Annotated in this window: 15 protein-coding genes and 2 pseudogenes; 11 read left to right on the top strand and 6 right to left on the bottom strand. The window is 59.0% G+C overall.

The features are described from left to right. Positions 1 to 480: 480 nt before the first annotated feature. Positions 481 to 2,262 (bottom strand): adenylate/guanylate cyclase domain-containing protein, encoded by a 1,782-nt coding sequence (locus tag AB8Z38_RS36815; RefSeq protein WP_369722421.1) that lies wholly within the window; start codon positions 2,260 to 2,262, stop codon positions 481 to 483. A 231-nt stretch (positions 2,263 to 2,493) separates the two neighbouring features. On the opposite strand from AB8Z38_RS36815, the gene AB8Z38_RS36810 reads away from it, so the two are divergent. Next, on the top strand, positions 2,494 to 3,699 hold the full coding sequence (locus tag AB8Z38_RS36810) for an ABC transporter substrate-binding protein (protein ID WP_369726704.1): 1,206 nt from the start codon (positions 2,494 to 2,496) through the stop codon (positions 3,697 to 3,699). Between the two features lie 162 nt (positions 3,700 to 3,861). Here the strand turns inward: AB8Z38_RS36810 and AB8Z38_RS36805 are convergent, their stop codons facing one another. Further along, a complete protein-coding gene (locus AB8Z38_RS36805; RefSeq protein WP_369722420.1) occupies positions 3,862 to 4,191 on the bottom strand; it encodes a hypothetical protein in 330 nt (109 codons plus the stop codon). A 505-nt stretch (positions 4,192 to 4,696) separates the two neighbouring features. Here AB8Z38_RS36805 and AB8Z38_RS36800 point away from each other — a divergent pair. The 5 genes and pseudogenes from AB8Z38_RS36800 (at position 4,697) to AB8Z38_RS36780 (ending at position 11,420) form a co-directional block, all read left to right on the top strand. Then, positions 4,697 to 6,008: pseudogene (locus AB8Z38_RS36800) on the top strand (ABC transporter substrate-binding protein). A 946-nt stretch (positions 6,009 to 6,954) separates the two neighbouring features. Further along, on the top strand, positions 6,955 to 7,419 hold the full coding sequence (locus AB8Z38_RS36795) for a cupin domain-containing protein (RefSeq protein ID WP_369722419.1): 465 nt from the start codon (positions 6,955 to 6,957) through the stop codon (positions 7,417 to 7,419). Between the two features lie 885 nt (positions 7,420 to 8,304). Continuing rightward, complete coding sequence (locus tag AB8Z38_RS36790) at positions 8,305 to 8,535, top strand: hypothetical protein (RefSeq protein ID WP_369722418.1); 231 nt, start codon at positions 8,305 to 8,307, stop codon at positions 8,533 to 8,535. A gap of 1,391 nt (positions 8,536 to 9,926) precedes the next feature. Further along, complete coding sequence (locus tag AB8Z38_RS36785; protein ID WP_369722416.1) at positions 9,927 to 10,052, top strand: hypothetical protein; 126 nt, start codon at positions 9,927 to 9,929, stop codon at positions 10,050 to 10,052. 1,158 nt (positions 10,053 to 11,210) lie between these two features. Next, positions 11,211 to 11,420 (top strand): hypothetical protein, encoded by a 210-nt coding sequence (locus AB8Z38_RS36780; RefSeq protein ID WP_369722415.1) that lies wholly within the window; start codon positions 11,211 to 11,213, stop codon positions 11,418 to 11,420. 159 nt (positions 11,421 to 11,579) lie between these two features. Here AB8Z38_RS36780 and AB8Z38_RS36775 read toward each other — a convergent pair whose 3' ends face one another. After that, complete coding sequence (locus AB8Z38_RS36775) at positions 11,580 to 11,783, bottom strand: hypothetical protein (protein ID WP_369722414.1); 204 nt, start codon at positions 11,781 to 11,783, stop codon at positions 11,580 to 11,582. A 1,051-nt stretch (positions 11,784 to 12,834) separates the two neighbouring features. Between AB8Z38_RS36775 and AB8Z38_RS36770 the strand changes: the two genes are divergently transcribed. Beyond that, complete coding sequence (locus AB8Z38_RS36770) at positions 12,835 to 13,479, top strand: hypothetical protein (protein WP_369722413.1); 645 nt, start codon at positions 12,835 to 12,837, stop codon at positions 13,477 to 13,479. Between the two features lie 245 nt (positions 13,480 to 13,724). Then, the gene (locus tag AB8Z38_RS36765) at positions 13,725 to 14,789 is read left to right on the top strand and encodes an MBL fold metallo-hydrolase (RefSeq protein WP_369722412.1); all 1,065 of its coding nucleotides are present in this window, start codon (positions 13,725 to 13,727) and stop codon (positions 14,787 to 14,789) included. Between the two features lie 203 nt (positions 14,790 to 14,992). On the opposite strand, the gene AB8Z38_RS36760 is transcribed toward AB8Z38_RS36765, so the two are convergent. The 3 genes and pseudogenes from AB8Z38_RS36760 to AB8Z38_RS36750 all read right to left on the bottom strand — a co-directional run bounded on the left by AB8Z38_RS36760 (position 14,993) and on the right by AB8Z38_RS36750 (position 17,448). Next, complete coding sequence (locus tag AB8Z38_RS36760; RefSeq protein WP_369722411.1) at positions 14,993 to 16,429, bottom strand: IS1182 family transposase; 1,437 nt, start codon at positions 16,427 to 16,429, stop codon at positions 14,993 to 14,995. Positions 16,430 to 16,794: 365 nt separating this feature from the next. After that, a pseudogene (locus AB8Z38_RS36755) lies at positions 16,795 to 17,018 on the bottom strand (DUF3606 domain-containing protein). Positions 17,019 to 17,199: 181 nt separating this feature from the next. After that, positions 17,200 to 17,448 carry a hypothetical protein gene (locus AB8Z38_RS36750; RefSeq protein WP_369722410.1) on the bottom strand — a complete coding sequence of 83 codons (249 nt, stop codon included), beginning with the start codon at positions 17,446 to 17,448 and terminating at the stop codon, positions 17,200 to 17,202. A gap of 280 nt (positions 17,449 to 17,728) precedes the next feature. Here AB8Z38_RS36750 and AB8Z38_RS36745 point away from each other — a divergent pair, with 280 nt between their 5' ends. The 3 genes from AB8Z38_RS36745 to AB8Z38_RS36735 all read left to right on the top strand — a co-directional run bounded on the left by AB8Z38_RS36745 (position 17,729) and on the right by AB8Z38_RS36735 (position 20,405). Beyond that, positions 17,729 to 19,003 (top strand): Nramp family divalent metal transporter, encoded by a 1,275-nt coding sequence (locus AB8Z38_RS36745; protein ID WP_369722409.1) that lies wholly within the window; start codon positions 17,729 to 17,731, stop codon positions 19,001 to 19,003. 184 nt (positions 19,004 to 19,187) lie between these two features. Then, a complete protein-coding gene (locus AB8Z38_RS36740; protein WP_369722407.1) occupies positions 19,188 to 19,403 on the top strand; it encodes a hypothetical protein in 216 nt (71 codons plus the stop codon). A 153-nt stretch (positions 19,404 to 19,556) separates the two neighbouring features. After that, positions 19,557 to 20,405, top strand: coding sequence for a Crp/Fnr family transcriptional regulator (locus AB8Z38_RS36735; RefSeq protein WP_369722406.1), 849 nt, complete (start codon positions 19,557 to 19,559; stop codon positions 20,403 to 20,405). Positions 20,406 to 20,840 lie beyond the last annotated feature (435 nt).

Below are 20,840 nucleotides of genomic sequence, written 5' to 3'. Positions count from 1 at the left end.
TGAACCGCCGTTCAGCCGAAGCCGAGTCGTGAACGTGCTGTAGAGGCGCGCGAGTTATTCAAATCCGCGCGCCTCTAACTGTCCGCTTCTACATTTTGATTTTCGCATTTGCCCAGCCTCGAACACGACGCGCCGCAGCGGTGCTAGGGCGGCTCGCAGCAATGTCGGGGCGACTGCTGATATTCGACATGTTCACACCCATGACGGAAAGTCACTCGGTCTGCGGCAGCTTCGAGGTACGCCTCGCCGACGCTCGGCCGAGCCGGATATTCTCTATGGATGACTTTCGCTAAGTCTGCCGCCATAGTCCGCGAATGGGACGGTCCGGCCGTGCTCCTGCCCTGCCGCGATAAGCTAGCCAGGGTCGCCACACAACGAGCATGCCATGTCTCAACCTACAATACCGCAGTCGCCGTGATCTGCATCAGCCACTTCGGAAAAGAGCCCAACAGCGGAAAATTCCGCCGCCCCCGGGCCCTCTCATTCCGGAAGCCCTGCCCGCCGCAGGCCTTCCTCCAATCGTTTAAGATCGTCGGGTCTGCGAAGTGGGACCCAATCCTTGACTGCGGAAACGCGCTTAGCAGGGTCCAGCTTGCGCAAGCGCGACATGGCCTTTTGCGCATCTGGAATGCGACCGGCAAGCGCGTTGGCCGCCGCCAGATCGCGAATGGATGCCAAATAGGTGGGGCGTTGCCGTAAAGCCGCTTCCGCCCATGTGATCGCTTCCTCGTACCGGCTGGCGAGAAAGTGAGCGAAGGCAATGCCGCCTTTCGCCCGGAAGCCATGTGGATCCAGCGGCGAAAGGAGTATCGCACGAGTGAGCTGGGCGATTGCGCCTTCGGGATCGCCCAGGAAGGCTTTGGTCCATCCACTCGAGAACAGGGCCCATGCCAAATTGGGATTGAGCGCGAGCGCCCGCTCGATGAAAGCAGGTCCATCATTGAGGTCATGCGCGACAAAGACGAGTGCATATCCCCCGCCTGACAATGCGACCGCATCGTCAGGCCCAAACTCCACAGCGAGCCGTCCTAATCGCTCCGCCTCCGCGACTTCTTGAGTGGGATCGACAATCCAGCCGTTCACCTTGCGCCAGACGTAGCACATAGCGGCCAAGCCATAAGCCGACGCAAAACTTGGGTCGAGCTCGTTAGCCCGGAAAAACAGCCGCAGAGCTTCAGTGTTGGAATCTCTGGTCCATTCGTGCAGGCTCGCCAGCCCGCGTAGATAGTAATCGTAGGCGTCCAAATTTTCGGTCTGCTTACGTTTGGCTCGGTCAATTTCGACCTGCTCAAGCCTCGGCGCGATCTCCCCGACGACCTTCGCTGTGACGCAGTCCTGAAGATCGAAGATGTCCTCCAACGCGCCATCGAACCGATCAGCCCACAAGTGGGTTCCTGTGGAGGCGTCGATCATCTGCCCGGTAATCCTCACTCGATCGCCCGATTTGCGAACGCTGCCCTCGAGCACATAGCGGGCACCGAGCTCCCGCCCGATCTGCTTCACATCCACGCTCTTACCCTTATAGGTAAAGCTCGAATTGCGTGCGATTACCGAAAGCCAGCGAAAATGCGAGAGTGCCGTTATGATCTCTTCGACGATCCCATCCGCAAAATAGACCTGTTCTGGATCGCCGCTCATATTCTGAAAGGGTAGGACTGCGATTGATGGCTTATCAGGGGAGGACAATGCGGGCACGTTAGATATCGCATCGCCTAGCGCAGCCGCCTTTACAATCCCGTTCCCGAACTGAACTGAATACACGTGTACCGGGTCGGCGATGTTCTTCAGCAGAGTCTCTCCAAGATCGCTGATTGCAAGATTGAGCCGTGACCTTACCTGTCGGTAGGCGTCTTCCGAGAGACATATCGCTCTTGGTTGGGCGACGGCTTGCAGTCGCGCCGCGATGTTGACGCCATCGCCCATCAGATCGCCATCGCTCTCCTCCACAACATCGCCCAGATGAATGCCGATACGAAACTCGATCCGCTGTTCCTGCCGCAAACCGACGTTGCGCTCGATCATTGAGTTCTGGATCTCGATGGCGCAACGGACGGCATCGACGACGCTTCGAAATTCGACAATAGCTCCGTCGCCGGTCCGCTTCACCACGCGACCTGCGTGAACTGCGATTGTTGGATCAATCAGGTCGCTTCGAAGTGCACGCAGCCTTGCCAGGGTACGGTCCTCGTCAGCTCCCGTTAGCCGACTGAACCCAACAACGTCTGCGGCCAGTATCGCCGCGAGTTTTCTGGACTCAACCATGCCGTGCCTCCCTGAAGGCCGCGCTTAGGTCAGTTTAGCACATTCTGGGGGCTCTGTCGCTCAAACCAAGACAGCAGGCGGCGCGCCTAACGTTCGTTCGGTGAAAGCGTGCTGAATCCAGTTCGCTCCCCCATTAATGTCTCAAAGGAAAAAGCCACCGCAAAGCGTTTCACACAGGTCAAATAACTTGATAATGTGCGTGTCGGCGTACTTACGGGGTAGCACATGAAAATGATTTTCGGTGTGATCACGATTGCGGCCGCTCTCCTGAACAATTCGGCCAACGCGCAATATACCGATGACATCGTCAAGATCGGCATATTGACAGATATGTCGGGCATTTATTCGGACATCGGCGGGCCCGGATCGGTCGTGGCCGCAAAGCTCGCGATCGAAGATTTTGGTGCGGCTGCCAAGGGGATGAAAGTAGAAATCGTCAGCGCCGACATGCAAAATAAACCTGACGTTGGCGCCAGCATCGCCAACAGATGGTTCGATGTCGAGAAGGTCGATGTGATCGTTGACGGCATGAATTCCGGCGTTTCCCTGGCAGTGAGTGAGATCGCCCACCAAAAGAACAAGCTGTTCCTGGTAACGGGCGCGGCGACGTCGGACCTCACCGGTCCAAAGTGCAACACGAATACAATTCATTGGGTCTACGATACCTGGGCGCTCGCCAATAGTACCGGGAAGGCGACGGTACAGACGGGTGGCGATACTTGGTTCTTCGTCACCGCCGATTATGCGTTCGGCTATGCTCTTGAACGCGATGCTGCGGCGGTCGTGGAAGCCAATGGCGGGAAAGTGCTGGGCAAGGTCCGGGTGCCGATTAACACCAGTGATTTTTCGTCATTTCTGCTCCAGGCACAAGCCTCCAAGGCTAAAGTGATCGGTCTCGCTAACGCGGGCGGCGACGCCACAAACGCGATTAAACAGGCGGCGGAGTTTGGAGTCGTCAAAGGCGGGCAGAATATCGCAGGTCTGTTGTTGTGGGTGAGCGACATCGCCGCGCTTGGTCTGCCGACAACGCAGGGCGTCGTTTTAACCGAAGCCTGGTATTGGGACATGAACGACAACAACCGCATCTGGACGAAGCGCTGGCAGGTTGAGCGGCCGGGCAAGGTCCCCACATCGGCCCAGGCGGGTGTCTATTCGGCAGTGACCCACTATCTCAAAACAGTCGAGGCGCTAAAATCTGACGCCGATGGCCGCGCCGTCGCCGCCAAAATGAAGGAGATTCCGACCGACGACCGCCTGTACGGCAAAGGAATCATTCGGGCCGACGGACGCAAAATCCACGAAATGTATCTGTTTGAGGTAAAACCACCCGCCGAATCGAGATACTTCGGCGACTTCTACAAACTGCGGGCCACCATCCCGGCAGCAGAAGCCTTTCGTCCATTGAAAGATGGCGGGTGTCCACTGGTGAACGGATAGTCACCGGCCTCTGTGCGTGCGGAGGGCGAGCACCGCTCAACGTGGAAGAACCGCTTCTGTTGTGGCTCAGAAGCGGCGACCAACGCGAGTGCTATGCCGCATCCGGTCTACCGCCAACAGCCGACGTGAGAACGGCGGGAGCTTTGGTCGGCTTGGTTTGATCTATTTGTTAGTCTTTCCGGACGGCTTGCGGTCGTTTTCCCGGATGTGTTTCGCGACATCCGCCATCGTTCTGGCGAACGCTTCGCGCAGTTGCTCCGCGTGAGCTGCGCTCCCCGGTTCACTGAGATATGCAATCTTGATCAGCAGCCTGTTCAACAGATAGGTGATGCGTAGATTTTCCGAGTGCCGGGATCGCAGGGCCGTGATCTGCCGCCGCATCTCGCTGAGATCGAGCGTCTCGTGTTTCGACGGCCTCTTCAAAATGATACTCGCGCGTTGCCACCGAACGAAGCCGCCGCGTCGAAAATGATGGCGCGACGGCTTCGCCATGGTGAACCCGGACGGGGCAATGTCCGGTGCGGAAACCTAACGCCCCAATGCGCCGCTGCAATCAAAGCCTCACATTAAGATTGATGTCCGTGCTACGGGTTAATTCTGGAACTGGTCAGGCTCAGTCTGGTCGCGACGATTCTGCGGGGTGAGATTGAGTCTGTTTCGCCGCGATGCTCCGAAGTTCATCCATACCCTGCAATGTCTGAGCGTCAATTAGATTACGCAAACGACCTCCATAAGCTCTGCTTCTCAAGCTCCGGAGGTTGGTTGGTTACGCGACAGCCTTTACTTGGCGCGAGAGGATGGCGCGACCACTAACAGGGTTGCGACAGAGTGGTTGACGGATAACTTTGCTTGCTGCAGCTCAGCTTTGAGCTTTAGATGACCGCTTGGCTTAGGAGCTGCCACAGGCGAAAGTCGCGGCTAAATAGCACTCAAGAGCATCCCCCCTGTCGCGCGGTCAGTGCAGCGCAGAAGCGCCGTCAACCCGGGGAGCAAGCCAATGAGACTATCTCGACGAGAATTCGTCGCTGCCGCCGCGACCACATCAGCAACGCTCATCACCGCTCCGTATGTTCATGGTGCCTACGCGGCTGGCAAGCTGACCATAGGCTTCTGGGATCACTGGGTACCGGGAGCAAACAAAGCCTCGACGGATCTCGTCAGGGAATGGGCAGAGAGGGAAAAGGTCGAGGAGCCAGGGTAACAAGCTGCTCCTAACCAGCCAAGCCGAGGCACAAGCGAAAACCGGTCACGATATTCTGCGTCTAGCGACATGGTCGCCGCAGGGTTTTGCCGAATTGCTCGAACCCGTTGACGACGTGATGGAGCCGGTTCTCAAGCAAAACGGCGACGTGAACGGAACGGTCAGATATCTCGCTCAGGCTAACGGTAGATGGATCGGCGTTCCCGCGTGCCAAGGCAGCCAGCTTCAGCCCCCCTGCTCCCGGATCGACTTGCTGAAGGAGCATGCCAAAATTGATGTGCAGGCGATGTATCCGGCAGGCTTGCCGCCGAAAGCCGAAGATTGGACGATGGATACGTTCCTGAAGGCAGCGAAAGACTGCCACAAGGCCGGCTTCCCGTTCGGAATTGGACTGGGCGACACCAACGATAGCGTGTGTACAGCCGGGGCTATCTTTGAGTCATTCGGCGCTCATCTAGTCGACGCTGACGGCAATCTCACTGTTAGGACCGACGAGGTACGGGAGGCGCTGGAATTCTACAAGCGGCTGCTTGCTTTCCTGCCGCCAGACGCGGGCGCATGGGACGATTCGTCAAACAACAAATGGCTGATCTCAGGCAAAGGCGCGCTAATCTGTAATCCGCCGAGTGCGTGGGCAGTTGCCAAGCGCGACGCGCCTCGAGTTGCCGAACAATTATGGACCGATGGATTCCCGGCTGGCCCTAAGGGTCGCTTCGCGCCCTATCTCCCCGCCTTTTGGACCATATGGGCGTTTTCGAAGAACAAGGAAGCAGCAAAAAGCCTGCTTGCGCATTTGTCGCTGCCGTTATCAATTGAGCAACTTGTGATCGCCAGCGCCGGCTATGAGGTGCCAGCCTATGAAAAGGTGACCACGCTGCCCGTATGGGCAGCAGCGGAGCCACCAAAAGGTACCCTTTACCATTATGCTAACCCCTTCAAGCAGCAGAGCCTATCGATTGCGGGGTGGCCCGCTCCGCCGAAGGTTGCGCAGCAGATCTACACGCGCGCGACGATGACCAAGATGGCGCTACGTTACGCGCAAGGCGAGCCACTCGAGAACGCACTTGCCTGGGCCGAAGGCGAGTGCGAAGGCTTCATGCGCAGTTAGGTGAATTGTTACCTTCCGTTAGTCTGTGCCGCAGACTCGCTGCGACATAGGCGTGTGCGCCGCATCCAGTCTCAGTTTGGTCGCACGCAGCTGGGTTTCTGCTGTCGCTATAGACGAGGATGCTCGCGCGGCGCGGGCTGGGGGATGCCGGGCTTCCGTCCGATTTAGTAGGACAGTATCCCGCACCGTAGTTATCCGGAATCGCTCCGGTACCCTCGGCGCCTGTAGCCTGAGCCCTGCTTGCGACTTCGCGGCTCTAATCAAAAAACCCAACAATTAGTTCACGGGGGAACGGGACATGCTGGACGCCATCCAGATCAGCATTGCGCTTTGGGGAATGATCGTCTGCGGCGCCATTAAAGCCGCGCAACTCGCCCACTACTTCTAGGTATCAGCCAGAACACCAATGCTGCTCCGCTCCAGATCAGGCCACCGATCCAGGCGGTCATGAAAACGGCGGCAGTAGCAAGGAATGCGACGCCGAGCAGGTCGGAGCCCCGAGGTGGCGCCGGCATCGGCGGGTCGATGGCTGCAATGTTGACTTCTGGATACATGGTGTCGTGTCCCGTCGGGATGCGGCCCGCGAATTCATGGACGTCGCAAGCTCTGATGGATTGCGGATTATCGTCTCGTCCACCCTCGTAATCCAATGCGGGTCCCGCGTGAGAAGGCCCCAGCGGCAGGTTCCTAGCAGGGAGGCGCGCGCTGGGGCCAAAGGCCTGCCAGCACGCGACGCGGCAGGCTTGCTTGATGGTCCACCCAAGCGCGACGGCCCGGCATTAACGTACGTGAATCCAAAGCGCATACGGAGAGGTACCACTTTCGGAACTCGCCCGGGTGGCTCTGCGACAAGTTGGCTCTTCACATCCCCGGCGGGAAGCCGGACTTTGCGAGTGTCGGGAAAACTCGGCAGACTGCAGTATAAATTCAGTGGGAGGTGAGACCGATGCCGCTCGCAGCTTTCGACACGACGCATTGCAATGTTGATCTGGAGCCCTCACCGATCGAACCATCGTGGATCATTGAAGGAAATCCGGAAGCTCGCTCGCGCGTTTTGTCGACGAGCGGATGCAAGACTGCTTGGACCCTGATCTGGTCGTGCACCGAGGGTCGCTTCAACTGGCACTATGACTTTGACGAAACCATCATGATCCTGGAAGGATCGATCGTGCTCGAAGGCGACAGTATGCCGCCGAAACGCTACGGCGTCGGTGACGTTGTCTTCTTCCGCAACGGTACTCGCGTCGCATGGCATGTCGATGGTTATGTGAAGAAGGTCGCCTTCTGCCACCTAACAAATGCGCCGGGGCTCGGCTATGCCATCCGCGCGCTCAACAAGTTCAGGTCTGTGATCAGACGGAACAGCCCGGTCCTGGTCCCCGCGCTCGGCTGTTTTAACCTGCTGGGCTAAGTTGATTTGCTAGCAACGAGCCTCAAAAGAGGCAACCGCGTTTCGGACGAGCTCGCAGTGGTCGGGGGCTCTGCCAGCGGCCCAGCCCCCAAGATGAAATGGCGGCCCAGCCCCCAAGATGAAATGTTTGATAGACTGGCTACGCTCGACGCCGGGAACGCTGACCATCAAAAATTCGTCCTCGTCGCGATCGAGGCGGTTCTCAAAAACCTGCACCACCTCCCAATGGTCGGATGGCACCAGTTCCGCGGCGTCTCTCGTGCCGTGCGCCACTTTGCCCAATAGTGGCCGGCGATCTTAGGTACGTTTGTCATGTAACTTCTTTCCTCCTTCTCCGACCGCGCTTGCGGCTCGAAGACCTATCTGGCAGGCGTGGCGATAAAGGTCGGGCCGTTCTCCCCGTCAAAGTCAGATAGGAAGATGCCATCCACGCGCCTAGCAAGGATTCTGCGAGTTTGGCCTTTCGCATTGCAGCCGGATGTCGCTCACGTCGTCGCAGTCGGGGGCAAGAATAAGGCGTAGAACTGCACCTCACGTTATATTTGCGTGAGTGGAGACCGTTGAAGTCGCCGCCGCCGGGTTCCCGAGCATGCTGCGCATCATGCGGACGCGCGATGGACGGCAATCCGACCAGATTTCCTTCTGGACCTGGAGATGCGCAAGCGTTCACCCTCCTCGTTAGGCGAAAGAAAGATGAGACTCGCCAGTGAAGACGGCGAACGCGCGCTGTCTCCCACAAGCTTAGAGGCGGGCTGTATGGTCATGGAGAACGAGCAACCGCGCGAGCGACCACATGAGGGATTTGAATCGTCTGGCCTAGGACTGCCTTGTAGGATTTGATGCCGACGAACTCTCCCCAAAGCTGGACAACGTAAGGAGAAGAGCATGGCAGACAAAGGCGCCAACGCAAACCTTCTCGCGCGCGACCCGCAAAGGCGCATTGCCGCGGCGACAGCGCTTGGCGTGAACGCCTTGAAGCCGATTATGCACTTTCAAGTCTCGCTCCCGAGGATGTGGGCAGATAATGTCGAGAGGTTCACAGGCGGCTACCAAAAGAGATTGGAAGAAACCGCGACCAGCGTTGAGGAAAGCTCAGACAAGGAACGCGCCGCGTAGATTAGCGCAAATCGCCAGTGGAATCCGCTCCGGGTCAATCGCTTCATTCCGCGTGCTTGCCGACGACTTCTGGTCTACGGCGATAAGGAGACATTTTGAGAGATCTCCGGGCGTAGCGTCTGTTGGCTTGGTCGCGGAGCCAGGCTAGCATCGGAAACCACTCATCTGGCGGATAGAACCAATGCATCGATTGCTTTTGGTCAGCGTTGCCATTGCCTCTCTTTGCGGCGGCCCTCGTTTTCCGTTCCCCCGAAGCGAATGCGGTGTATTGGCGCGGCATCACCGCGCCGACGAATATCGATATCCACGGTTGGCCGATCATCAAGGAGCCACCTCCAAGCCCATGCCAGTGGATACGGGTGAGCGGTGGCTACTGGGTGCGGCAATGCATTTACTGAATTATCCTGAAAGCTCACAGCTAGCAAACCGCATCAGTCAGCGAGCACGGACAAAGAATCATGTTGGCGGCGACTAAACTGCGCCCACCAGGTAGCCGTACTGAGCTTGACGCCGGTTTCGGCTTTCGCTGTCTCCGACTGCCGGGTCACCAGCAATCCAGCCATGTTTGGCGTCGACATGACGGCCTACGTCGCGGTCAAGTCGGGTGAGACTGCAATTTTCCGATGCGAATTCCAGGAGGAATGCATAGCTCTGGCGTTTCCCAAAAGCCTGCGCACGGGGCGCTCAGGCAGCTGAACGTAACGACGTTCAGCCACGCGGACACAATGGCAACGATACGTTTGCTATATGGTCAAGGAAACGGTCCGTACGGTTCAGGAAGATCGGTCATCACGGTGAATGCAACGATAGAATAGGCGTGGCACCCGAACGGCCGGAACCATGGGTAAGCCGCGATGACCGGTTTGAGCCAATCGGCGGATCGGCGAGCCCAGAGCAAATGCGCGAGCCGCGCGAATCGGAGGATGCGATGCGTTCTGCTTCGGTCGCGTGCCTTTTGATCACTCTGTGCGCATCCACCGGCGCCGCTGCGGCGTCTCACTCACATCGCCGACATGCCGGTGTTCGCACGAACCAAAGCCCGGTCGCACATCCTGTTCCGGGTTTTGTCGACGCACCGCACAGTCCTCGGTTCCCGACCGCTCAGCCAGCGCCGCTGGATAGGACGTATAACAATCGTTATCCGAACTGGGGAATGTAAATCGATTGGTCCACGAGCTGCGGTTCAAGCTCCGCGACATGAACGAAGGTTAAGCCGGCGCCCGGCAGGCTCCACTCCCAAACCAGCCGAGAATGCCTATTCTTCCTTCATGCATTCATTTGAGTTTTGCCTGGCCACGAAGGGCATTGCGGTTCCGGACGGCCCCGGCTGGCTAGTGAAATACAATTGTTATCGCCTCCGCCTTGAGCGCGAAGGCGACCGCGCGCGCGTAATGACGCGCGATGGCGAAGCGGTCGTGCTTGGCGTCAATGGCATTTCCGATTTCAACGCGCCACTCAAGCACGATCAGGAGGTGCAGTTCTGCGCCTTCGGGAAACCGTTCTCATCCTTGACTTGAACCGTGGCAGCAGGTCGCCCGGCCGCTCGGGCCGCGCCTAACCGCACAATCCCAAGGGCGTAGGGGGGCCCGCGAGGACTATTTTCGACCCTCACGTTTTTTCAGCAGGCGTACGCAAGCTCTATCGTTGGCTTTTTGATTGCACCAGCACGTGTAGAATTTAGGGACGCGCGGAATTGCAACTATTAATTGTACAGGACGGGCGATGCGCTCCTCATCGGAAGACCATTCGTTTTCGCTGGTTGACGAAATGCACATCGGCGCTGCGGGAGCGGAGACGTTCTGGCGATTTAGGCAGCTCATGCTCCATGGCTACAAGCCCAAGTATGAGCATTCAACAGAGGATGCGTTTTGGTTTGAGCACCCACCTAACTCATTTGGCCATCGGTCGGTCGCGCTCTATTCGACGGGCGTAGTGCGATCAATCTTCGCTCGCGAAGAGACGGTTTTTGAGCGGTGGGATAAACATGGATTCGCCGACTTCCTGCGAAAATGTGCCGTATCCAAATTGGGAGCGGTCACGCGGAACGAGACAAAAGATCTATGCGGTCATCTTCGCTGTGGTCTTGTACAGCTTGCTGTTTCTGGGCATTCGGATGGTCAGCGGCATGTTTAGGTGAGTCGTGCGCACTTACTTATTCACTGGCCGCTTTTTAGCAACAACCCGATGGAACGTGGACAGTGCTGCGCCCCAACAAGTTCATGGCGTCAGATACACGGTAGCCGCGACCGACACGACGCTGATGCATTCATCAGTTATCACCACGCGCCAGCCTCGCGACAGCTCGACGGAGCTTGATCTTGATGCACCGAGCGCAGATCAACTCGCCATCCCCGGCCGGAGCCTCAAGCACGGTTAACTCTTCAGGCGCGAACTCTTCTTCGCAGTGATCGCAGCGGGGGATTTCCAGCATTCGCGCATGTGCCAACGCGGTTGTGGCGGAATTCGGTAGCCTCTTCACCCGACCGCTCGCAAGAGCTTGATCAATACCAACGGCCGAGCTTGCACCAAGTTCGTTCCCAATCCGGAACGTCGCTGAAGAAATCCCGGACGTTGCAGATTTACAACCCCACAGCCGTTCGCGATACTAAGCTCGTCCATTGAGGCAACCGAAACATATTTCATTCTTAGTTCAATATGATTAGCGGGGGCGAAAGATGTTTGATGTCTATCGCAATGACAAGCGCGACTTCCTCGTTCTAAGTACCGGCTCTGCCGTGCCCGTGCTTTACTCTGCGCATAAGTGGCGCAAGAGCAGAAAACGAGTTCTCAAGGTCAGCCACGAAATCAAGTCAGCCGTTCAGGCACAAGGCTACTATCTCCGCAGCCTGCGGGTCACCAAGGACCGAATGATCGAGCTGGAGTAGGTGGCGAGCCGGTGCTCTCCATAGGGCAATCTCTACAGCATCACGACGACCGAAGCCGCCATTCTCGACCACACCGAAGCCGTGCTTAAACCGACATCCGACGGCCGTGTCAGCGCTCCTGACCACTGGCGAGGCAGCGGTGAGCGACTTAAGGCAGGCTCAGGCAGATGTTGAAGATATATAGCCCCTGTATAAGCAACTCGGCCTCGCGTCGCCATCGAACAGCACGGTGATGCCGGTACTCTGCCGGCTCAAGCCAACAACGATGCCAACCTTTTTAGCCAGTTTTGGGCAGCGAACCGCTCCAAGTTTGTTGATCTTGAAGCGGGTGCCGACTGCAATGGTATCTCTTTCGCGGTTCATGATGGTTTAGCTCCGCCTTATCGAAAACCCTGCGCTGTTGACGGCGTTTGTTTCAGGATCATTTCGTCGCGTACAGCAATGGGTTTCATGGCAGCTAGCGGCGATCTTCGTCCCGGTTTGCCGCTCCGTCTAGGAAAACATCTTGGTAAGGTTAGCTCGCCGCCGCTCTATCCAACCGCGCCAGCCCAGCCTCGATCACGACGATATCTTCCTCAATGTGCTGAGCCTCGTGGTGGCAGGCACCACCCGTAAATTTCCCAAGTGCCGGCGACCAGGCGCTCCGGTTAAGTGGGCGGCAGGTTGAGCGCTGCACCATGAAAACACAAAAGCCAAAGCAATGGGCCGACCGCGAGGTCCAGCAATTGTCCAAGCTGGCACGGCAGGGAGCTGGCGTATCGAAGATCACAGCCGAGTTGGGCCGCCACGCCGGATCGGTGAGGCGAATGGCGCGAACGACAGGGATACTGTTGAAGAAGTAGCCGTCGAGGGACCCTGAACGCGCCGCTCCGATTGAGCGCAGCACGGCTGACCTACAGCCCGAAACCACGGCTAATCTCCCGCACAAGCCCGAGTGCAGCGCCAGTATTTCGACCATAGAAGAGCGCCTGATCGAGCTGCGAAAGAATGGTCAGCCCAAATAGCGCGACGGCAATGCCTCTAAACATGGTTGTGGACCGGCGTGAACGATGCCTCGCAAGTTCAAACGGCCCCAGCCGCAGGGTTGGGAGAAAACAGCCGGGGCCGGTATTCCCATTCCATGTGCCGCAATCGGCGGTAATCGGCACGCTCCAAGTTTCACACGCACAAGCTAACAAACTATTTCGTGGTCCGGCGCCGGACTAGGGCACGTACTCACTAAGCAGCTGGCCGCCTGATGTCCGGTGTACCGCCAACGCCGGTCGAAAAGCGGATGGCCTCCGAGGTCGCAGATGGGCCAACAGCAGAAGGGCGGCCCTTCGATCACCCGCAAGCGTGGATCTGGACTGTTAGGAAACATGCAATCTTTACGTGTAAAGCGCTAGTATTCAGTTCCGTGAGACAAAGGCGTGGGATGAAAGGTAAGCAGACAATCGCCCTAATCGTGGTCATCTCGGCCATTATTGCCAATTATGCGCCGCTGTTAGACCGGCATGCCGAGCAAGATAATTGCACGTTTGGCCCGGTGTCGAACGCCGACTATCGCGCGTATCTGGGACGGGCCAAATCCCTGCTGCCGTTTCCGATGCTGGACGACAAGGCTCTTGCCCTAAGGCTTGATCATTTGTTCGATGACTTGAGCACTGGCGAAGCAAACATCTATTCGCGGCTTGCGATCATGCATGCCACACTTCGGGCCATTGGCGCGGAATACCGAAATACGGACGGCACCGATGTTGATCGTGGAAAATCCGATCCTTACGTCAAGGCCGCGAGCACGAGTTTGACCGTCTCGTTTAATTATGCGCTGGACGTCAACAGGCTCTGGATGTTCATGCCTTGGCCGCGCAACGCATGGATCATTGGGAGCCTCGCTGGTCCGCGCTACGACCGACAGCTCGGCCCGTTGTACCCCAAGCGTCCGGGTGGCATCCGCTTCATCGTTTGGGGCCCCAATATCTTCGAACGTTCACTTGACGATGCAATAAGGTCAGAAGGGCATTGCCCGCCCGTTCCCCCTGCGGCATTGGCTGACAGCTTTTCTTTCGGGCTCGAATAGCCCGTATCGACGTGGATTACCCATGTGCCGAGAGCGGCGGCTGGAGATGAGGTCAGCTACGGGTCATTCGCGTCGTTTTTGGCATGTCCGCATGAGGTCCGGTCCACCCCACAACGGATATCGTCCCGGTCGGTCGGCATGTCTCAAAGGTGCCAGGTGCGGACTCTTCTAAGGGATTGCCGCAGGGCGGTGATTTGGGCAATCTTAGAAGTCGCATCGGAAAACTGTGTTCAAGAGGGCTGGATATGAAACGGTTTACGTTCGCAACCGTGCTTGTGGCCACCGTGGGGTACTTGACGGGCGTAGTCACCGCACATGCGGCGCCGTGTATGACGGTGACCTTGACCGGCACCGCTGGCGGCCCGCAACAACCGTTCAATGGGCTAGCTTCAGCCGGAACGCTGGTGCGCTATGGAGAGGATGGCAATAACTGCGGCGCCCTGAAATTACAGTTCGATGCCGGCCGCGGCACTACGATGCGACTATCGCAATTGGGAGTCGGAACCGAACAGATCAACGCCGTGTTCTTCACGCACATGCACGGCGACCACACCGAGGGATTTTTCGATCTCGTGCAGAGCCGTTGGGCGTTTCATGGGACCGGCCCGAAAATTGACGCCGTGTGCAGTGCGGACGCCGCTTCAACACAGGATTTCATTGTCAGCTGCAAAAAGTTTGTGGCGCACCTGGCTGATGCATTCATCCAGTCCGGAGAGATCGCCCAGCGCCACTCCGAGGTGAAGGATCGCACCGCGGGCGGTCCATCCGAATTGATAAACACGATCACGTTCGAGCCGAGCGAGGAGCCACAAACCGTCTGGACATCTGGCGATGTGACAGTCAGCGCCATTCGGGCGACGCACATACCGGGCAACGTCGCGTATCGCGTCGACACGCCCGTGGGGAGCGTGGTGATCGGCGGTGATGCCGTGAACGACGTGCTCGCGCCGCCACGCAACTGGTCGACGTCTGACCAAGTCGAGAAGTTGGCGAAAGGCGCCGACATCATCGTGCATTCAGTGATTCATCCTATTATGGGACCCGGCAAGGGCAGCGACATGTATCCCTATGCCTATTATCGCCAAAGCACCGCCCCCGATGTCGGCGCCATGGCGAAGCGCGCAGGTTCGAAATATCTTATCCTAACGCACCTGATCCCGCCCATCGGAGCGGCCCAGCAATATCCCTTCAAGGTTCCTGGGAAGCCGCTGACGGAGGCGGATTACAGGGACGCAGCCCAGGAGGGCGGCTTTACTGGTACCATTGTCGTGGGGACCGACCTTGCCAGTTTGCGTCTTCCCGCGAAGTGACCGACGCGCGGTCCTCGCAGCGCAGATTGCTCTTGGCGAGGAGGCGCGATGTCCGGAGTGGGTCCAGGCCGTGTGAAAACCGTGCAACTTGATGCCTACCGGCGCCTTCCGCCGCCGCCGAGCCTTTTATGCGATGGGATTGCCCCCCTGTCGTCTTAGGATGAACCAGAAGCTTCATCTAGGCGCTGATTTGGTGGCGGACCTCACGCCTGCATCGCTTCCAGCAATCCGCCTATGCCCACGATCATCATCACGCGCTTCATGTTGTAGGCCAGCACATTGAGCGCCATCTCGGTGGCCACCTTTGGCAGCTCTCTCGTGAGAAAGTGTGTTGCTCCCATCCACCCCTTTATCGTGCCGAACGGATGCTCCACTGTCTGACGGCGGACACCCATTGCGTTGGGATTGTGGTCGAGCCGATGCTGAACTTTCTCCAGAACGGCCTCGTGCTCCCAGCGTGAGATGCGGCGCTCGGGGCCTGTCGTGCACTGAGCTTTTAGCGCGCAAGTTTTACAGGTGCTTGTCCAATAGCGGCGCAGGGCCTTTCCATCTTCTACGTTCGTGAAGTGATAGTTTAGTCGCTCGCCGGCGGGACAGCGATAGACATCGTCGGCCGCTACGTAGACGAAGTCCTGTTTGCCGAAGCGGCCGGCAGCTTTCGCGCCGGAAGTCATCGGCTTCGGCAACGTCACCGTGATGCCGGCTTCCTCGCAGGCCTTGATCTCCTCTCCATTGTAGTAGCCACGGTCTGCTACCACTTCGAGCGTCTCGACTGACATCTCATCGCGAGCCTGCCTGGACATGTTAGCGAGTTCGTGGCGATCGGTGCCCACGTTGGTCACTTCGTGAGCCACGATGAGATGATGCTGCGTATCAACTGCGATCTGCACGTTGTAGCCAACGATCCCGGTATCCTTGCCACTCGTCGCCATCGAGCGCGCATCGGGATCGGTCAGCGAAATCTGCTTGTCCTCGCTCTTGATCATCTCCGCATTGATCGTGTTGAGCCGGATGACCTCCTCCTTCAGCTTCTCAATCTTGCCATTCAACCGCTCAACCTTCGCCTCCGGCACCGCGTCGCCATGCCGATCGGCGGTCTCAAGCTGAGAGAGATAGCGGGCGATGCTCTCATCGATGCGCTCCAGACGCCTCTTCATCTTTGCCTCTGTGAAGTTCTTGTCCCGCGCATTGACGGCCTTGAATTTTGATCCGTCGATGGCGACGCTCGCGGCACTGAACAGCTCAAGCTTTCGGCACAACGCGACGAACTCGCGACAGACCCCACGAATGGCCTTGCCATTGTCCTTGCGGAAGTCAGCGATCGTCTTGAAATCCGGCGTCAGCTGACCGGTCAACCAAATCATCTCGATATTGCGCTGGCATTCCCGCTCCAAGCGCCGGCTCGACGGAACTCGATTGAGATAGCCGTAGATGTAAAGCTTGAGCATCGTACCGGGGTGATAGCTGGGTCGGCCCGTGTCGAATGGCTGCACGCCGATGAACCCGAGCTTGCCGAGATCGAGACTCTCGACGAACACGTCGACCGCTCGCACCGGATTATCCACGGTCACATAGTCATCGAGCGATGCCGGAAACAGCATGCTCTGCCCGCGATCCACCCCTTCAACAAAGCGCTTCATCGGACCTCCCCGCAAGTGCGGGGAATCCTATCGCGCGAATCACCGGAAACAGAACGTTTTCACACGGCCTGGGCCAAAAGCTGACCTCAATCACCAGCTTTGGAATGTCGGCTGAAGGTGCAACAGGCGACATAAAAGCTCTGGATAAACAAAATCCCGCGGCAGACTGCTCCGCGCGGGCCGAACCGAACACCTTTTCGATGACGCCACCCGCCAGTGTTTTGCCCGACGGGTCAAGCTCTTTATGGAAAAACCGAAGCGGCCCCGGCGCGCGACGGGGGGACTCGCGCGCCAGAGCCGCCGTTACAGCCGACCAATTGGCGGCAGGCCGGCACCAAACAAGTCGAGCCTGAAACTGGAAGTTCCTATCGCCCCTTGCGTCCGAGCTTGCGCTCGACTTTCTTACGGCTGTTGCCAACCTTCTTGACTGCCTTCTTGACTGCCTTCTTGACTGCCTTCTTCACCGCGGACGCGGAACGGCACGTCTTCTTCGCCTCATGTCGACTTCGTACTTTTGCCCACCCGCGACCCGTGCGCGGTCTTGCTTGCGACCGCGAGCGGTCTGCTTCTTTGAGCAAAAGCGTCTTATCGTCGAACATCAGCGGAACGGGGTGCGCCAGTTTGGCCCTTGGGGCCCTCGTTTCCGCCGATGACATTAAGTCTGCTCAGGTCGAGCTAAAGATCGACTTTGGAGACAAGAAGAACCTTGTTTCATTCGCTTCCGCAAGCACGGACGAAAAGAACTGAGAGAGCGGTCCGCGGAGGTCACGCTACTCCTCCTTCAGCCTCCGCTCGATATAAGCGTCCACCGTCTCCGCGAACGAGCGCTGCACGCCGACGCCGGAATCATGCAGCTCCCATGCGTCCTGCTGCAGCACGCGCAGGCCGCGCCGGCCGGCGCTGATCGGCGCCATCGCCAGATAGTCGTCGATGGCGCTTGTCGCCAAGGGGATCGCTCTCGGATCTCCCCTGGCAATCAACAAGCGCAGGAAGCTCAGGCAATCGGCGAGGCCGGGCATGGGTTTGCTCTCAGCGGTGCCGCGGTGCCGGGTTCGGCTTGCCGACGGGCTGGGTGTGCGTGCCGAACAGCGCCAGCAGCAACGCGACTTCTTCCGTCGAACCGACCTGGATCATGACTGTCTCCTTTTCGCTTTCTTGGTCGGGGCGAACGGCAGCGGAGTTCAGGGTCATCTGGTTTCAGTACTGTTTCAGGCGTGTTTCGTCGCCCCCGATGCGCAGGAACCTTGTTCACGGCGCGCGCTTGAGGAAGGGATCTGGCAGGCAGCGCAACGGGACTAGATGTCGGGCGACAACGAGACAGAGAAGAAGCAAGGTCTCGGAAAGGCGATTGGGCTCGGCATCATCACGGGGGCGGCCGACGACGATCCGTCGGCGATCGGCACCTATGCCAGCGCCGGCGCGCAGTTCGGAACGGCGATCCTGTGGCTCGCGCCCGTCGTGCTGCCGATGATGTTCACCGTGGTCTACCTGTCCTCCAAGCTCGGGCAGGTCTCGGGGCGCGGGCTGTTTCAGGTCATTCGCGATTTCTATCCGCGCTGGCTGCTCTGGGCCGTGCTGGTGGGCGTGACCATTGGCAACACGATCGAAGCCGCGGCCGATCTCGGCGGCATGGCGGCCGCGCTCGGTATCTTCATTGCGCTGCCGATCCCCTGGATCGTGGCGGCGGTCGCCGCCGCGCTGCTGGCGCTGCAGATGTTCGGATCCTATGCCACGATCCGCTCGGTGTTCCGCTGGCTCACTTTGGCGCTGCTCGCCTATGTCGCCGCCGCCTTGCTGGCACGGCCAAACCCGGGCGAGATCCTGAGGGGAACGTTGCTTCCCACGGTGCGCTTCGATCGCGACTTCCTCTCCATCGTGGTCGCGATCATCGGCACGTCGCTGTCGGCCTATATCTACACCTGGGAATCCAACCAGCAGGTGGAGGAGAAGATCGAGGACGGCAAGACCCGCCTGTCGCAGCGCATCGGCGCGTCCAATTCCGAGCTCGCGCGCAGCCGGCGCGACGTGCTGATCGGCATGCTGTTCTCCAACGCCGTGATGTATTTCATCCTCATGTCGACCGGCGCCACGCTCCACGCCCATGGTCAGACCAATATCGAGACCGCGGCGCAGGCCGCGGAGGCATTGCGTCCGCTTGCCGGCGAGGGTGCGAGCGTGCTGTTCACCGTCGGCATCATCGGCGTCGGGTTTCTCGCGGTGCCGGTCATGACGGCGGGTGCGGCCTACGATCTGGCGCAGGCGTTCGGCTGGAAGGCCAGCCTTCACGCCCGTCCCGGTGAGGCGCCGGCGTTCTATTGGTTCATTGCCGGGCTCACGGCGATCGCCGTGGTGCTGAACTTCCTCGGCTTCAATCCGATGCGGGCGCTGGTGTGGTCGGGGATCGTCCAGGGCTTTTCGACCCCGCCGCTGCTGCTGCTCATCATGCTCATGACCAACAGCCGCAGGATCATGGGCGACAAGGTGAACTCGCGCTGGATGAACGCGCTCGGATGGATCACCACCACCGCCGTGTTCTCGGCGAGCGCGGGACTCGTGGCGACGTGGCTGCTCTGACCTGCCGCATCTCGATGTCTTGTTGGCGCGCGCGACCTCTCATGCAAACCTCGGGAAAAAATAGCATCAGCCGGAACGTTCAAGAAGCGTGATGAGTTGAACGTCATGTGCCGCGGCTCCGGACTGCAAGAGGCGGAAGCTACTCTCCGACGTGCGTTGGCAGCACGGCCGCGCGAGGATCGCCATGTACGCGACTGCGATATACGACGAGTTGAGGCAGGTGGAGCGCGATGTCGTCGAAGGCGAACGGCGGCTCGCCGAGCAGGAGGCGCTCATCGTCGAAATGAAGCGCCAGAACGAAGAAACCTCCAAAGCCGAATCCGAACTCGAACGGATGCGCGCAGAGCAGCGACGCCGCGATCAGGATCGACAACGTCTGCTCTCGCGGCTGCAACCCTGAAGCAACTGCCGCCGCAATGACGGCGAAGGAGTCACGTTCCTGATAATGGAACCGCCACTCGGTAAATCACCAGTTGAACTCCGCCAATCCTCGTGCGTTAATCAGGTATCACCGGCCAGGCTAACGTCCATAGGCGTCGGTGGCTGAGAGACCATGGTGCTCCCGCCTATCAAGGTGAGGGAGCCGCTCATGCCACATCGCAAACTGATCGCGCGCCTGCAGGCGGTGGCCGCCCTCTCCGAACAAGATCAAGCCAGTCTCGCACGCATGCCGTACAAGCTCAGGACGCTGGGCAATGGCGAGCTTGTCGTGCGCCAGGGCGACAGGCCGACGCATTCGACGGTCGTGATGAGCGGGTTTCTGGCGCGCCAGAGGGTGGTCTCGGACCGCAACCAGATCTCTTCGTTCTACATCGCGGGCGACATGCCCGACTTGCACACGCTGCATCTGCCCGTCATGGACCACGAGCTTTGCAGCGTCGGCAACTCGGCAGTCGCTTGTGTGCCCCACACCTATCTCAAGGGGCTCATGAACGACTCGCCCGCGATCACGCAGGCGTTTTGGCGCGAGACGCTGATCCATGCCGCGCTCTATCGGGAATGGGTCGAAAACCTCGGATCGCGCGAGGCGCTGGGCCGAATTGCGCATCTGTTTTGCGAGATTGCCGCTCGGTTGGAACTCGTCGGCGCCCTGGAAAATGGCGGCAGCTTTCATCTGCCACTGACGCAGCAGAACGTCGCTGATGCGTGCGGGCTGTCAGTCGTCCACGTCAACCGGACGCTTCAGGAGCTGAGACGGCAAGGCCTGATCGAGTGGCAGAACCACGTCGTGCAGCTGCGCAACCGCACCACACTGGAAGACGTGGCCGAGTTCAACCGCGACTACCTCCATGCGCTGGAGCTAGCCCGTTCACCGGTCATGAGTGTGACGGCGATCATGCCAGCTGCCGCGGCGCGACATCAGCGAATTCGGTCCGAAACCAGCCGCGACCAGGCGGACTGAGACGCCCTCAACGCTTGGCGCCCGTACTGATCTGAATGCTGAAGATGGCCCTGCCGGCTTCGTCGGCGACTTCCAGCGCCCATTGCTGGCCGGGACGAAGCCGTCCGCCGCCGTCCTTCAAAAGCTGTCCGGCATAGACCGTGGCCTCACGCCAGGCCGCTTCGTCGTCCGGAAAGTCCTCGCCCTGAATGTCCGGGGGGGGGGGACTCCGGGTCTAGAAATTTGAAGAGGTAACGCGCCATGCCCGAAAAAGCATTGCGCGCCCGCTATCGTTCCTAAGTCGAATGCGGGATCGGACTTGGTCTTCCCGCGGTCCGATCCCAGCGGTGTTCCTGCAGGTAATCTCGGCTGCGCGCGATCAGCTTTCGGCTTGCCTCAACGAGCGCACGCGTTTGTTCCAGCGTCCGGGCAAGGTCCGCGAGTTCCCCGTGCTTC

Origin of the sequence: Bradyrhizobium sp. LLZ17 (assembly GCF_041200145.1) — a bacterium.
Taxonomy (GTDB): Bacteria; Pseudomonadota; Alphaproteobacteria; order Rhizobiales; family Xanthobacteraceae; genus Bradyrhizobium.
Note: the sequence above shows the minus strand (reverse complement) of the source record. Positions and strands in the feature narration are given on the sequence as shown.

What these genes read in the sequence shown, in the direction of transcription:
- AB8Z38_RS36765 (WP_369722412.1), top strand. Translation starts at nt 13,725, where the DNA reads ATGAAACGGTTTACGTTCGCAACCGTGCTTGTGGCCACCGTGGGGTAC.
- AB8Z38_RS36750 (WP_369722410.1), bottom strand. Translation starts at nt 17,448, where the DNA reads ATGCCCGGCCTCGCCGATTGCCTGAGCTTCCTGCGCTTGTTGATTGCC.
- AB8Z38_RS36735 (WP_369722406.1), top strand. Translation starts at nt 19,557, where the DNA reads ATGGTGCTCCCGCCTATCAAGGTGAGGGAGCCGCTCATGCCACATCGC.
- AB8Z38_RS36780 (WP_369722415.1), top strand. Translation starts at nt 11,211, where the DNA reads ATGTTTGATGTCTATCGCAATGACAAGCGCGACTTCCTCGTTCTAAGT.
- AB8Z38_RS36810 (WP_369726704.1), top strand. Translation starts at nt 2,494, where the DNA reads ATGATTTTCGGTGTGATCACGATTGCGGCCGCTCTCCTGAACAATTCG.
- AB8Z38_RS36775 (WP_369722414.1), bottom strand. Translation starts at nt 11,783, where the DNA reads ATGAACCGCGAAAGAGATACCATTGCAGTCGGCACCCGCTTCAAGATC.
- AB8Z38_RS36815 (WP_369722421.1), bottom strand. Translation starts at nt 2,262, where the DNA reads ATGGTTGAGTCCAGAAAACTCGCGGCGATACTGGCCGCAGACGTTGTT.
- AB8Z38_RS36770 (WP_369722413.1), top strand. Translation starts at nt 12,835, where the DNA reads ATGAAAGGTAAGCAGACAATCGCCCTAATCGTGGTCATCTCGGCCATT.
- AB8Z38_RS36760 (WP_369722411.1), bottom strand. Translation starts at nt 16,429, where the DNA reads ATGAAGCGCTTTGTTGAAGGGGTGGATCGCGGGCAGAGCATGCTGTTT.
- AB8Z38_RS36745 (WP_369722409.1), top strand. Translation starts at nt 17,729, where the DNA reads ATGTCGGGCGACAACGAGACAGAGAAGAAGCAAGGTCTCGGAAAGGCG.
- AB8Z38_RS36740 (WP_369722407.1), top strand. Translation starts at nt 19,188, where the DNA reads ATGTACGCGACTGCGATATACGACGAGTTGAGGCAGGTGGAGCGCGAT.
- AB8Z38_RS36805 (WP_369722420.1), bottom strand. Translation starts at nt 4,191, where the DNA reads ATGGCGAAGCCGTCGCGCCATCATTTTCGACGCGGCGGCTTCGTTCGG.
- AB8Z38_RS36795 (WP_369722419.1), top strand. Translation starts at nt 6,955, where the DNA reads ATGCCGCTCGCAGCTTTCGACACGACGCATTGCAATGTTGATCTGGAG.
- AB8Z38_RS36785 (WP_369722416.1), top strand. Translation starts at nt 9,927, where the DNA reads ATGACGCGCGATGGCGAAGCGGTCGTGCTTGGCGTCAATGGCATTTCC.
- AB8Z38_RS36790 (WP_369722418.1), top strand. Translation starts at nt 8,305, where the DNA reads ATGGCAGACAAAGGCGCCAACGCAAACCTTCTCGCGCGCGACCCGCAA.